The sequence below is a fragment of the Chlorobium sp. N1 genome (assembly GCF_004332115.1).
In the GTDB taxonomy this organism is placed as follows: domain Bacteria; phylum Bacteroidota; class Chlorobiia; order Chlorobiales; family Chlorobiaceae; genus Chlorobium.
This window is the reverse complement of record NZ_SJPA01000005.1, coordinates 74,266-87,441: the sequence shown is the minus strand read 5'-3', so window position 1 is coordinate 87,441 and position 13,176 is coordinate 74,266. Positions and strand designations below refer to the sequence as shown.

Here is a 13,176-nt window from a genome sequence, read left to right as displayed (position 1 = left end):
TGGCGCCCAAAGCGGTTATGAGATAAAAGGCTTCACGGGCCGCAACCCCGGGCTCGTTCATCAGCCACACGTGCGATCGTACTCCGCTTCAGCACAATTCCATCATGCCATGGCCGGATTCATCCATCGACCCCTTCCTGCCGCCGGCGCTCTGGCGCTTCTCAAAATCGAGGGCGTATCGAAGTCGTACCAGATGGGCGAGGTCCGGGTCGATGCCCTGAAACATGTCACGCTCTCCTTTTCATCCGGCGAGCTTGCCGTCCTGCTCGGGGCTTCCGGCAGCGGGAAGTCGACGCTTCTGAACATCATCGGAGGCCTGGACTCGGTGACGGAGGGGAAGCTCTATTTCAGGGACCGGGATCTTTCGGAGGCTGGCGATGCAGAGCTGACGGCATACCGACGCCATTCGATCGGCTTTGTCTTCCAGTTCTTCAACCTCATTCCCAGCCTGACGGCGTTGGAGAACGTCGAGCTGGTGACCGACATCGCCCGGGAACCGATGCCCGCCTCCGATGCTCTGCAACTTGTCGGGCTCGAAGGGCGACTGCATCATTTTCCCGCCCAGCTTTCTGGCGGTGAGCAGCAGCGTGTCGCGATTGCGCGCGCCGTGGCCAAGCAGCCCGAACTGCTGCTCTGCGACGAACCGACAGGTGCGCTTGATTTCCAGACCGGGAAGCTGGTGCTGGACGTGATCAGGAAGGTGAACGACGAACTGGGAACGACGGTGCTGCTCATTACCCACAACGCCTCGATTGCCGGCATCGGCGACCGCGTCGTACGGATGCGCAGCGGCGAGGTATGGGAGGATTTTCGCAACGAGAGCCGCCGTCCTCCCTCGGAACTCGAATGGTAGGAGAGCGCATGCGGGCACTTCGAAAAAAACTGTACCGGGAACTCTGGCGCCAGAGGGCGCAGATGCTTGCCGTCTCGCTGGTCGTGGCCTCGGGCATCTCGGTATTCGTGTCGATGGGCAGCGTCAGGCACTCCCTTGAAGCGACCCTTTCGCGCTACTACGCCCGGTACCGGTTCGCCGACGTCTTCATGCAGCTGAAGCGGGCTCCGGAGCGGTTGGGGGATGCAGCGATGAGGATCCCGGGAGTCGCGATGGTGAGCACCCGTGTCGTTACCGACGTGACGATCGATATTCCGGGTGTCGAGGAGCCGGCGACCGGCCGGCTGATCTCCATTCCGGACTATCGGGACGAGCTTCAGCTCAACGGCGTTGCGATAGTAAGCGGGCGCAGCATCGAGCCGGAAGCCGACGACGAGGTGGTCGTGAGCCGCCCGTTCCTCGAGGCAAACCATCTGCAGCCCGGGGAGACGATCGCAGCAGTGATCAACGGGAGGCGCAAGGAGCTGCGGATCGTGGGTGCGGGGCTCTCTCCTGAATACGTCTATGAGGTGCAGCCGGGTGCGTTCTTTCCCGATAGCCGCCATTTCGGAATCTTCTGGATGGGCCGGCGTACCCTGGAGTCCGCTCTCGGCATGAGCGGCGCGTTCAACGACATTTCGCTCACGCTGCAAGGCGATGCTTCGGAGGGTGAGGTGATCGAAGGGCTTGATCGCCTGTTCGCCAGATACGGCTCTCTCGGCGCCTACGGCCGCAGTGGGCAGATCTCCGACCGTTTCATCACCGACGAGATCCGGCAGGTCGGCATCCAGGTCACCTTTCTTCCGGCCGTGTTCATGGGGGTCGGCGTGTTCCTCCTTCACATCATCATGTCGCGGACGGTGGCCGTCCAGCGCGGACAGATCGCCCTCATGAAGGCGATGGGCTACAGCGGAAGGGAGGTCGGCATGCACTATCTCGGCGTTGCGCTCCTGCCGGCTGCGGCGGGATCGGTTCTCGGGTCCCTGCTCGGCCTGTGGCTCGGCAGGGGCCTCATGGCCATCTACGCTGATTTCTACAACTTCCCGAACCCGCTCTACCTGTTCAGGGCGTCCGACGTCCTGCTCGGCACCCTGCTCAGTTTTTCCTCAGCCCTCGCAGGAGCCGCTTCCGCAGTCAGGAGGGCCGGCTCACTTCCACCCGCAGAGGCGATGCGGCCGGAGTCGCCGCATCGCTACCGGAGCGGTGTTCTTGACCGGCTGCAGGTTCTGATGCGTCTTCCCGTTCCGGTGAAGATGGTCGTGCGCAGCCTGGAGCGGCGTCCCTGGAAAGCAGCGATCTCCGTCTGCATGGTCGCACTGGCCGTAGCGATCCTCATTTCCGGGCGCTATGCCTATGACGCCGTTGAACGGATGGTCGAGCTGGAGTTCACCGATAAACACCGGGAGGATCTCACACTGCTCTTCAATGATCCCATGCCGCCCTCCATCACCTCCTCAATCGCTTCGCTTGAGGGCGTCATCGAAGGGGAGTACTACCGGGAAGAGCCCGCCAGGCTCTTTTCAGGCCATCGATCCCGCCGCCAGCCGATCCGGGGACTCCCCGGCAGCTCAGGCCTGCAGCGCCTGATCGACAGCCAGGGGCGCAACAGGCGGCTGCCTCCTGAAGGGGTCATCCTCACCACGGAGCTCGCCTCCATTCTCGGCGTCCGGGCAGGGGACAGCCTCGGCGTGGAGTTCCTGCAGGGCGAGCGTCGCTCCGGCAGGGTCTATATTGCCGGAACGATGGACGAGATCCTCGGCCTTTCAGCCTCTATGGACCTTGATGCCCTCAACCGCCTTGCCGGCGACGGCGGGGTGGTGAACGGGGCGTTCCTGAGGACCGATCCGGCCCGTACGGCCCAGCTCTACAGGGAGCTGAAGGCTACGCCGGGAGTTTCCGGCGTCATGATGGTGAAGGCCCTCAGGCAGAGCTTCGACGAGCTGATAGCCCGAAGCATGACCACCTCGACCCTCATCCTTACCGTATTTGCCTGTGTGCTGGCTTTTGCCGTAGTTTACAACTGGGCCCGCATCTCGCTCTCCGAACGCGCGAGGGAACTTGCCAGCCTGCGGATACTTGGCATGACCAAGGGAGAGATCTCCTTCATCCTGCTTGCCGAGCAGGCCCTCATTACCGCAGCAGCCATCCTGCCGGGGTATCTTATGGGGATCGGCCTATCGGCACTGCTCTCATGTTCGCTCAGCTCGGAGCTCTATCGCATGCCGCTGGTCTTCACCAACGGAAATTTCCTCTTCGCATTCGCTGTGGTGGCGGCCGTATCTGCCCTTTCGGGCCTGGCGGTGAGGGGACGGCTCCTGAAGATGGATCTCATCGAAGTACTGAAAACAAGGGAATGAAGCGCACTATTAAGATCCTGGCTGAAACGCGACGGAAGGCCCAAAAAGGGCTGCTCGCCGCCGTAGCGGCCCTGCTCGCCCTGCTCGGGCTCTACTTCGCCCTCCGGCCGGCACCGCTTCCGGTCGATACCGCGCCTGTCCTTACCGGCCCGCTGCGGGTCACGATCGAGCAGGAGGGGGCGGCCAGGCTCAGGGACCGTTTCATCGTTGCCGCTCCCGTCGCAGGGCGGCTGGAGCGCATCACGGCCGAGGTCGGGGACTCGGTCCGACGCGGCATGACCTTAGCCTCCGTCCTTCCTCCCGCACTGGACGCCAGGCAGTACCGTGCGGCGGATTTCAGTGCGAAGGCGGCACTGGCGTTGCTCGATGAGGCTGAGGCCCGCCGGAACAGGGTGGGGCTCGACCTTGCGCAGGCCGGACTGAGGGCGATACGGTACCGGAGGCTCTACCGTGAGGGCGTCGTCTCGAGGGAGGCGTTCGAGCTGGCCCGCAATGATTCGGCCATGCTGCAGAAAGAGCTGCTCACCGCCACGGCCGCTCTTGAGGCCGCACGCTTCCGTTACGGCTCCGAACGGGCGGCAATCGATCGCACGCTCGGCCGCAGTCCTGTCCATGCGCTCTCTCCGGCTGACGGCCGGGTGCTGCGCATCCACGAAAAAAGCGAACGGGTGGTGGCTGCAGGGACGCCGCTGCTCGACGTCGGCGATCCGTCGACTCTTGAGATCGTCGTCGACCTTCTCTCGTCTGATGCCGTGAAGGTCAGTGTCGGCGATTCGGTGGAGATTCGTGACTGGGGAGGCCCGGCCCCGCTCGCAGGCCGTGTGCTGCGGATCGAGCCGGCCGCCTTCACCAAGATCTCTGCGCTGGGCGTCGAGGAGCGGCGGGTGAACGTGATCGTCGCGCCTGAACGGCTCGAGAGCGCACTCGGCGACAACTTCCGTGTCCGTGCGCTGATCGTGCTTGCCGGCGCAGATCATGTCCGGAAGGTCCCTCTCAGTTCGCTCTTCCGTGTGGGGGAGGCCTGGCATCTTTTTCAGGTCGAGGACGGACGAGCCAGGGAAAAAACGGTCAGGGTCGGGCTTGTTGGTACGCGTGAGGCGGAAGTGCTTTCGGGAATCGATGATGGTGCGTATGTTGTCCTGCATCCTTCAGCAGCGCTGAGGGACAAAGTGAGGGTTATCGAGAGAAAATAAACGGGGCGAGCGCAAGCCGCATTGCACGCAGATGCCAACCATAGAGATCGCCATCATCGGCGGCGGAGCCTCAGGAATGGCTGCGGCTATAGCCGCCTCAAAGGTCTTTGCCGAAACAGGCCGCAGGCGCAATCTTCATGCCGTCACCCTTTTCGAGCGAAACGGCCGCCAGGGTGAGAAAATCAGGATATCGGGCGGCGGGAAGTGCAACCTGACGCACGACGGACCGGTCGACCTGCTTCTCGAGAAGGGCTTCCTCGAGCCGGCCGAACGCCGATTTCTCCGCCATGCCGTCCACGGCTTCACGAACCGCCGGATCATGGAGATGATGGAGGCCGAGGGCGTAAAGCTCCTCAGCCGTCCGGACGGGAAGGTGTTCACCCGGCAGGGAAACGCCGACTCGGTTGCCGAAACGCTTGCATCCCTTGTCCGACGGGCCGGCGTGCGGACCGTGTATGAGGCGAGGGTGACCGGTGTGCGTTTCCATGAGGGACTCTTCGAGCTCGAGACCGGCGACACGCTCTCTTATGCCCGGCGGCTCATCATCTCTGCAGGCGGCACCTCATGGCCGCAGCTCGGCACGACGGGTGACGGTATGCGCCTTGCCGTATCGCTCGGCCATGCCAAATCCGCCGCAGCGCCCGCCCTGGCGCCGCTCTATCTCAAGGATCCTCCTGGAAGTGCCCTGTCGGGCGTGGCGCTCCGCGGCGTGAGCCTCTATGCCGCCTCCGGCAGGCTGAAGGCGGTGCGCCGTGGCGACGTGCTCTTCACCCACCGCGGACTCAGCGGTCCTGCCGCGCTCTCGCTTTCGAGGGAGGCGGCCCGCATCATGGCGGAGAGCGGGGCGTGCACGCTTTCGGCAGACCTCTTTCCGTTCCATGAGCCGGGAGCGCTCGATGAGGAGCTGCTCCGGCATGCGGCGCGCCATGGCTCGCAGATGGTCCGCAAGTTCCTGCAGGGATGTCCGATCGCGCCCCAAAAGGGGATCGGCGGGGGAGAGTGCCCCAACGGAACCATTCCGACCGCCCTTGTCGAGCATCTCCTGCATCAGGGAGGAATCGGTGCAGATACCATATGGGGAGGGCTCCAGAAGAAACGCCGACAGGCGCTTGTCGCGGTCCTGAAACGCCTCCCGCTCGGTGAGCTCGAGCGGGTGCCGATGGAGCAGGGCGAGGTTTCCGCCGGCGGCGTCGTGCTCTCGGAGGTGAACCCCCGGACGATGGAGTCGCGTCGGGTACCGGGACTCTACCTTACCGGCGAAGTGCTCGATTACGCAGGCGAGATCGGCGGCTTCAACCTCCAGGCTGCGTTCTCGACCGGCTGGCTTGCCGGCATGTCGGCCGCTCAGTCGGAGCAGGAGTAGGCGGGCTCCTCACCCTGACGTTCCTTCTTGAGCGGAACCAGGCGGCAGTCCGCGGCGGCAATCCCCATTCCGGCCGCCCCGTCGATCCATATCCGTTCGCCTTCGAAGCGCACCCGCATCGGCACGCTCACCTTCCGCTCGTCCCCGCAGACATTGTTTTTCAGGCCCGGCCTGAACAGCCTGACGATCCCGCCGCTCTCGGTTTCGATTGCGTCGTCGATCGTGCTGAGCCCCTGCAGCGTGCCGTCTGCTGCGAACTCCAGCGAGTTGCTGTCCCCGTGGATACCGGCGGGTTCGTTATCGTAGGCCCTCATGGTTCCGATCGGCGTCGAAACCTCGGTCTTCTTCATCGGCTCGACCGAACGCACGCTCCCGTCTTCATGGTAGGCCACTCCTTTTCTCGTCGTTACGATCCCGACAGGCGTCATGATGTCGAGCGCCTGGCCCGGCCAGAGCGTCAGGCTCTTGAGGGCCCCGCTCTCATAGAAGCGGAACGCGATGACCTTCGCGCGAAGAGGCCCGGAGGGGGAGTCGAACTCGAGCTCATGGGCAAGCTTCAGTTCGTTCTGCCAGGACCAGAAACCGCTCAGTTTGCCGTCGAGCGGGAAGACCCGCTTGAGCGCGCCGGACGGGTAGAAGGTGACCAGTTCGGCGGGGAGGGGGCCGACCGGCGTCGAGATGACAGCCTGTGATTGCAACGGGATGGATTTGGGTGCGCCATCCTTGTAGAAACACAGCGGTTTCAGGGTGCGCCGTCCCATGTCTTCGGCTTCGAACTGCGGAACCAGTTCGCCGTAGGGCGTCGAAAGCAGCTGCGCTTCGTCGATGAAGCCTCCGTCCATTTTTGCGTTGGAGGCCAGCTCCCGGAACGTGACGCCTTCGAGTCCTCCGTAGGGAGCGGTGAATGAGGTCGGGGTTTCTGTTGTCATGGGTCGTGCGCTGTTTCTGGTTTTTCTGATGAGGGCTCAACCAGTTCATGCAACAAGCATGCCGATATCGCGGGAATCAGCGGCAGGGGCCCCCTGCAAGGATCTATGGGGAGAGGAGGTATGGGTGGATGACCGAGGGGGACTACGGATATGTAGGAAACGGGGAACTCTGTACCGCCATGTAGGAAACTGCTTGGGCAGCAGTCACCTGTTTTGCTCCTGGAGGGCTTTTTCCGAAATCGATCGCTCGATGTCGGTCGAGATGCTGAGGCTCTTCATGAGGTCGAGCAGGTTCTGGCGTATGGTGAGGTTGAGCTCGACCGGGCGCCCCCCCTGATAGTCGGGATTGTTGCCCTTGAGATGGACCGCTATGACGGAGTCGCCGTTGGGTCGCATGTCGAGCGAGGAGGTGAGCTGGATGTAGAGGAAGTTCGTGAGGGCCTCATAGGTGATGCGCAGCCCCGGGTTCGCTGCCGCGCGCTCCTCGGGCGTCGTGGCGTAGATGATCTGGCCCGACTGCTCCGAATGCATTCCTCCGTCCGTGATGGTGAAGAGTGCGCCGTCCATCTCCACCGGGACGTCTCCGATGAGGGTCCCGGTGGCATAAAGCTTTCGGGTTCCCTGCATGTCGAGGAGCTTCTGCAGGGGGAGGCTGCTGAAGTGGAGGACGGTGCTGCCTTTGCGGGTTCCGAGGTCGTAGTCCGCTTCCCTGATGCTCAGCGTCGCATTGAAGAACCCTGCGCTGAAGTTGTTGAGCCGCACCCTGTCCGGGGCGGCGGGATCATGCCAGAGCATGGCTCTTCCTGCGGGGTTGGCCAGGAGCAGCTCGCCGGTCCCGGTCTTGCGCTTCAGCTCCTTCATGCTGAAATCCAGCGTAAGCGCACCCGACGGGTAGCGCGTGATGAGGGCGGCGGGTTTATTGAGGGTGTAGGAGGCCTCTTCACCCGTCTGGGCATCGGTAACGGAGACGGTTCCACCGCCCTCGCTGCGCACTGCTGCGTTCCGGACAGAGAACCCTTCGGGCTCTATGCTGACGGGAACCGTGCCGTTCAGGCGGCCGTTGAGCGACCCCTTGAACCCTCCATGGAAGCGGACGAGGCGGAGGGCGTCGACATCCTTCAGCGTCAGGAGTGCGGAACGCCCTGAAGAGCCGAGGGGCCGAGCCTTCACGCTCCCGCCGAAGAGTTCTGCCGAGAGTGAGCGGAGTACGACTCCCGAGGGGCCGCCGATACCGATCCGGGCGTTCAGGTTTCGGAGGATCGGCCCCTGCGGGGCCTCCAGCGAGAGCCACTCCTCCCCGGTGCGGTCGTACCAGTGGAGGGCGGCCGCTCCGCTTGCACCGACGATCCCGCCGGTTAGGGCAAGCACGCCGTCGGCGTAGGTGACGGGAATCTTTCCGTACAGGACCCCGGTTGCGAAGGGGGTCTTCTCTGCCGCGTCGTTTGGCGGCTGCAGCTGCTTTGCGTCGGCCCCGGTGACCTGGAGCGTGAATGCGGCCCTTCCCCTGCGCATGTCGTAGCGCAGCGTGTCGGTGGAGAGCATCATTCCCTGCAGGCTCAGCGAACAGTCGGAGAGCGACAGGGTGCAGTGGCTGAGGCTGTCGGGCAGGGCGTCGAGCCTCAGACGGATCGACGAGAGCGGAAGCTCGGCGCCCGCGTTTTCAACGCGCTCTATGCCGATCGTCTCTTTGGCAGGAAGCCATCCTCCAGAGGCCTCCGCCCTGAGCGGAAAGCTGATTCCCAGCGCTTTCAGGCTGCCTGCCTCGAGCGTGGCGCCCGTGATCGGGTAGGTGAGGCTGCGGGGCGTGATGGCGGGAAGGCTGAACCCGTTCGGCGATATAACCGACTGAAGCTCGGCCTGGGGTTCCGGGTCGGTGAGCCGGAACGCCCCGTTTCCCGAAACGATCGAGAGGGTGTCGGCCGTCAGGGTTATTCTGAGCGCAAGTTCCCTGTCGTCCCGGGCCAGCTGGATCGCCGCATTCCACCCGATATGCGGGTTGCGCAGCATAGCTTGATAGAGGGCATGCGTCGTATCGGACGAGCAGGGCCCCGGCGGAACATCGAGTGTGGCCGTGAGGGAATCGCAGCGGATGCCGCTGAAGGAGGGGCGGCGGAGCCCGTAGATTCTGACGTCGCGTCCCGGTGATTCAAGGACGGGCCGGAGCAGTAAGGGGGCGAAGTGCGGAAAGAGTGCCCAGGCTGCCGCAAGCGAGACGAGCGGCAGCAGGACGATGAGGAGGATGAGCGGTTTCAGCCATTTCACGGGAGGAGGTCAGGGCGTTTTTTTCTTCCACTCACCCTTGATCGAGACCCAGGTTCCGGCCGGCAGGCGGGAGTAGATCTTCTCGAACATCATCGAGCCCACCACGCTGAGCTGCAGGTTGTTCTGGGCGGCTACACGGGCGTACTCGGCCCTGCGCTGGTTGTTGATGTCCTCGATGAGCGGAGCGGCTTCACGGGTGGCTCCGGGGGGCACTGCAAGAAGGCCGTTGTCGACCTCACCGGCAAGCCCGTTCAGGCGGGCGGTGTCGAGGTCGAGCCCCGAAGCCGGCGCCGAGAGTGCCATGAGGAGCATCATGAACGATGCGAAGGCCGTAAGCGTAATCGATAGTTTTTTCATCGTGCTGGTTCTCCTGTGTTAGAATAGTCCCTGTTTGTTGTCGAGCAGCGAATCGAGTTCACGGTCGACCTTGACGCGGATCTCATGGTCGATCTTGATGTTCATGTTGATCACGATGGGCTTGTCCGGGGCTTCAACCTTCACTGTCGGGTTGCATCCCAGAAGGAACGTGCCCGTAAGGAGAAGCATCAAGAGGGAGGAAGAGAGGTGTTTCATCTGTGGTCCTTTTGCTGTGTGCTGCCGTTATCGGAACCTGCCATTTTCTCAAGATAGTTCAATGCGACCGTCAGTTCAACTTCTTTTCCCGTCAGCTCGAAGCGCGCGTCCTTGAAACTCGGCGGTCCGTAGCCGATCTTCGGGTTGTTCGATACCCCGAACCCCTCCTTGGGAATGCCGATGAAGGTCTTGTCCATTTTGCCGTTGCCGTTCTCGTCGTGCAGGATGCTGACGGCGTAGGTCCCGAAGGGGACGTTTTGAAAGACGAAGACGGGGGTGCCGTCCTCCAGTTTCATCGCTTTGGACATGTAGGCCCGATCGGGTTTGTCGGGAAATCCCTTTTTCGAGGAGTAGAGGGCGGCTCCGAGTATCCCGTCGGTACTTGAAAGTGCGCTGATCCTCACCCTGACCGAACCGGTATCGGAAGCGGCTGGCGGGGCGGAGTGCTTATGGGGCACCGATGCAATGAGCAGGGGCGCGGCTATGAGCGGAAGAAGAAGCGGTTTAGGGAACTGCATGGATCGGGTCTGTCTTACGTTGTCGTTGATGCCGGCTGCGGCAGTCATAGTCGAATATAAAAAATCATTGCTATCAATTCCCGTTCCGGAACGGGCTGTAGGGTCTGTGCGTTCTGGATTGTTGATTCGGGCTTGGAACACCAGACCACGAAAGAATGAAACGGGATTTTCTTGAAGCTGTCGCGTGCAGGCGCTCAATCTACGCCATAGGGCCGGAGCCGTGTGCAGGGTACGACCGTGTCGCCGAAGTCGTACGCCACGCCCTCCTGCACGCACCCTCCACCTTCAACTCCCAGAGCGCAAGGGCCGTCGTACTGACCCTCGAGCCCCACCGCAGACTCTGGGACATCGTGCTCGATACCCTCAAGGGACTCGTGCCGGAGGATGCATTCCGGCAGACCGCCCTGAAGATCTCGGGCTTCAGGGCCGGCGCCGGAACGGTCATGTTCTTCGAAGACCAGGCGGTCGTCAGAGACCTGCAGGAGCGCTATCCGCTCTACGCGGACAAGTTCCCCGAGTTTTCGCTCCAGTCGTCCGGCATGGCGCAGTTCATCGTCTGGACCGCACTTTCCGACGAAGGCTGCGGCGCATCCCTCCAGCACTACAACCCCCTTATCGACGAAGCCGTCGCGGCCGAATGGAACCTTCCTTCCTCATGGAGGCTCATTTCGCAGCTGGTCTTCGGCAGCGTCAGAGAGGCCCCTCTTCAGAAATCATTCAGCCCGATAGAAGACCGCGTGCTCGTCATCGGCGAATGAACGCGATACACAACGCTGCTGCGCCATGCTTCCCCCTCGCATCGTGAACCCAACATCAACGACAGAGACGGGGAGGAGTAGACGATGGAAAAAAGAAATGTGACCGCCGGGGTGTATTCGACACACGAAGCAGCCGGGCAGGCGGTCGGGGAGCTCAGGACTGCGGGGTACGACCTCGAAAAGGTATCGCTCATCGGCAGGGACTGCTGTCTCGGCGAGCATGTCTCCGGGTTCTACAAGGCGGGAGAGCGGCTGCTGTTTAGGGGGAAGCTCGAACCCTTCTGGAGCCGCCTTGCCGGGGAGCTGGCTCCCTCCGCCTCGTTCTTCGTGCCGGGCATCGGCCAGGTGATGCTGTTCGGGCCCCTCGTGGAGTGGCTGAACAGCGCGCTTGAACGGAACCTCGTCGTCGGCGGGCTCAGCGCCGTGGGCGCCGCGCTTTTCAGCATCGGCCTTCCCAAGGAGTGCATCGTCAAGTACGAGAAAGCCATCAAGGCGGGCCGTTTCCTCGTCGTCGCAAGCGGCGGCGCCGATGAAGCCGAGCTGGCCCGAGAAATCCTGAACCGGAAAAGCGACAACGACGCCGTGGTCTACCACTCCTCGGCGCCCGACTGAAGCGGCTGCTGCGCTAAACGGCACGGGGCAGTTGAGAAAGCGGCAACCTCTGCGTATGTTTATGGAACGAGCCCCTTCCGCCAACCCGTGAACCCGCTTTTCGCCATGAGCCCTTCACTGCCCCCGTGCCGCTTCGAGCGCGACGTTGCTCTTTCGACGAAGGCGTATTACGGCATCGGCGGCGAGGCACGCTTCATGGCGTATCCCTCCAGTCCTGCCGAGTGCGCCGCGCTTCTTTGCTGGAACCGGAGCGAAGGGCTTCCCCTTGCCGTTGTCGGCAGCGGAAGCAATACCATTTTTTCCGATCATCCGTTTCCCGGAACCGTCCTCTCGCTGGAGGGGATGGCTGCGATACGCCGTACCGGTCCGCTCGAGCTGTTTGTGGAGGCGGGCGTCGAGAACACCGCGCTTGCAGAAGAGCTTCTTCGGCTGGGAATTGGCGGAGGGGAGTGGCTCTACCGCCTTCCCGGACGCATCGGAGGCGCCGTGCGCATGAACGCCCGCTGTTTCGGAGGAGAGATCTCTGCCGTCTGTACCGAGGTCCAGGTGCTTTCGGGTGAGGGCGCATTCCGCTCGATGAAGCCTGAGGAGGTGTTCCTGGGATACAAGGAGACCTCGCTGATGCATGCGCCCTCCATCGTGCTCGGTGTCCGGCTCCGTTTTCCGGGATTCTGCCCGAAAGCCGAGATCGAAGGGCGGATGCGGGAACATCTCGAAGAGCGGCTCCGCAAGCACCATTTCGACCATCCCAGCTGCGGCTCTGTCTTCAAGAACAACTATTCGGCCGGACGGCCGAGCGGCTCGATCTTCGAGGAGCTCGGCTGCAAGGGGATGCGGGAAGGCGGGGCCAGGGTGAGCCACCACCACGCCAACTTCATTTTCAACGAAAGCGGTGCGACGGCCCTCGACGTACTCAGCCTTGCCGGACGGATGAGGCGTCTTGCCAGGGAGCGGGCAAACGTCGGGCTCGAGCTGGAGCTCGAATGCATCGGCCTGTTTGCGAAAGCGCAGCTGGAGGCCTGCGGGGTCGGCGCCGTAGCCGACCTTCATGACCCCGAACGCTGCTGGGCCGGGCTGCTGGAATATCCCTCGAGCACCGGATCCCCGATGCAGAGCGCCGCCGCGTTCCCCCGCATCCTCCTCGAGGGTCCCCTTACGGGCTACGGGACGGCCGGCAGGATGTTCCCGTCCGGCGTCGAGGTCCGCCTCGAGCAGCTGGCGGCGGTCAGTGAGGCTGCCGGGAACCCCGCCGATTTGTTTCTCAGGTGGCATACCTCGAGCCCTCTTCCTCCGGCGTTCAGGGCGGCCCCCCCTCTCGGGGAGGGCGAGGAACCCTTTACCGACACGCTCTGGCGGTACGGCGTCAGCGAGCTCTTCATCGGCGGAGGAAGGGGAGAGGGGGCCTACCTTGAGTTCGAGATGGCGCCCGGGGGGCGTTGGGTGGCGATACGCTTCGACGCCCCGCGCCGGCGCAGCGCAGGACACGAGACGCCATCGCCCGGACACTGGCGGGAGGGACTCGCCGTCCGGTTCGACGAGGGCGGGTTTTCGATGAGTTTCAGCTATGCGCTTCTCGAGCCGTTCATCACGGTACTGGCGGACGGAGGGCATCTGCTTCCGGTCCAGTGCGCAGCCTCCACGGGTTCCGGCACCCTCGGGCTTTTCCCCTGGTGGCGCGAGTGCGAAGAACCCTCCGACTTCCACCGGCCCGGCAGGTTCTTTCCGGCCGTGCTTCTTTGA

12 protein-coding genes are annotated in these 13,176 nt (G+C 63.2%); 7 read left to right on the top strand and 5 right to left on the bottom strand.

Translation table 11 applies throughout. The features are described from left to right. Positions 1-109: 109 nt before the first annotated feature. From E0L29_RS07840 to E0L29_RS07825, 4 genes are read left to right on the top strand one after another with little or no spacing between them, the layout of a single operon-like run. Positions 110-853, top strand: a complete 744-nt coding sequence (locus tag E0L29_RS07840) for an ABC transporter ATP-binding protein (RefSeq protein ID WP_131357314.1) — start codon at positions 110-112, stop codon at positions 851-853. Positions 854-861: 8 nt separating this feature from the next. After that, a complete protein-coding gene (locus E0L29_RS07835) occupies positions 862-3,228 on the top strand; it encodes an ABC transporter permease (protein ID WP_131357311.1) in 2,367 nt (788 codons plus the stop codon). Further along, positions 3,225-4,421, top strand: a complete 1,197-nt coding sequence (locus E0L29_RS07830; RefSeq protein WP_131357308.1) for an HlyD family efflux transporter periplasmic adaptor subunit — start codon at positions 3,225-3,227, stop codon at positions 4,419-4,421. The genes E0L29_RS07835 and E0L29_RS07830 overlap by 4 nt, the downstream gene beginning before the upstream one ends. 31 nt (positions 4,422-4,452) lie before the next feature. Beyond that, positions 4,453-5,784 (top strand): aminoacetone oxidase family FAD-binding enzyme, encoded by a 1,332-nt coding sequence (locus E0L29_RS07825; protein WP_131357306.1) that lies wholly within the window; start codon positions 4,453-4,455, stop codon positions 5,782-5,784. Here the strand turns inward: E0L29_RS07825 and E0L29_RS07820 are convergent. The 5 genes from E0L29_RS07820 to E0L29_RS07800 form a co-directional block, all read right to left on the bottom strand. Further along, positions 5,766-6,713: a hypothetical protein gene (locus tag E0L29_RS07820; RefSeq protein ID WP_131357303.1), complete on the bottom strand. Its 948-nt coding sequence runs from the start codon at positions 6,711-6,713 to the stop codon at positions 5,766-5,768. The two genes, E0L29_RS07825 and E0L29_RS07820, sit on opposite strands and share 19 nt — an antisense overlap. Positions 6,714-6,917: 204 nt before the next feature. Then, entirely contained in the window at positions 6,918-8,975 is a 2,058-nt protein-coding gene (locus E0L29_RS07815) for a YdbH domain-containing protein (protein WP_131357300.1), read from the bottom strand. 9 nt (positions 8,976-8,984) lie between these two features. Then, the gene (locus tag E0L29_RS07810; protein WP_131357297.1) at positions 8,985-9,332 is read right to left on the bottom strand and encodes a YdbL family protein; all 348 of its coding nucleotides are present in this window, start codon (positions 9,330-9,332) and stop codon (positions 8,985-8,987) included. Between the two features lie 18 nt (positions 9,333-9,350). After that, positions 9,351-9,548, bottom strand: coding sequence for a YnbE family lipoprotein (locus tag E0L29_RS07805; RefSeq protein WP_131357294.1), 198 nt, complete (start codon positions 9,546-9,548; stop codon positions 9,351-9,353). Then, positions 9,545-10,066, bottom strand: a complete 522-nt coding sequence (locus tag E0L29_RS07800) for a DUF2141 domain-containing protein (RefSeq protein WP_131357291.1) — start codon at positions 10,064-10,066, stop codon at positions 9,545-9,547. The genes E0L29_RS07805 and E0L29_RS07800 overlap by 4 nt, the downstream gene beginning before the upstream one ends. A gap of 155 nt (positions 10,067-10,221) precedes the next feature. Between E0L29_RS07800 and E0L29_RS07795 the strand changes: the two genes are divergently transcribed. The 3 genes from E0L29_RS07795 (at position 10,222) to murB (ending at position 13,176) form a co-directional block, all read left to right on the top strand. Further along, a complete protein-coding gene (locus E0L29_RS07795) occupies positions 10,222-10,824 on the top strand; it encodes a nitroreductase family protein (RefSeq protein ID WP_131357288.1) in 603 nt (200 codons plus the stop codon). Positions 10,825-10,908: 84 nt separating this feature from the next. Continuing rightward, positions 10,909-11,436 carry a hypothetical protein gene (locus E0L29_RS07790; RefSeq protein WP_131357286.1) on the top strand — a complete coding sequence of 176 codons (528 nt, stop codon included), beginning with the start codon at positions 10,909-10,911 and terminating at the stop codon, positions 11,434-11,436. 105 nt (positions 11,437-11,541) lie between these two features. Then, positions 11,542-13,176, top strand: a complete 1,635-nt coding sequence (gene murB, locus E0L29_RS07785) for a UDP-N-acetylmuramate dehydrogenase (RefSeq protein WP_131357284.1) — start codon at positions 11,542-11,544, stop codon at positions 13,174-13,176.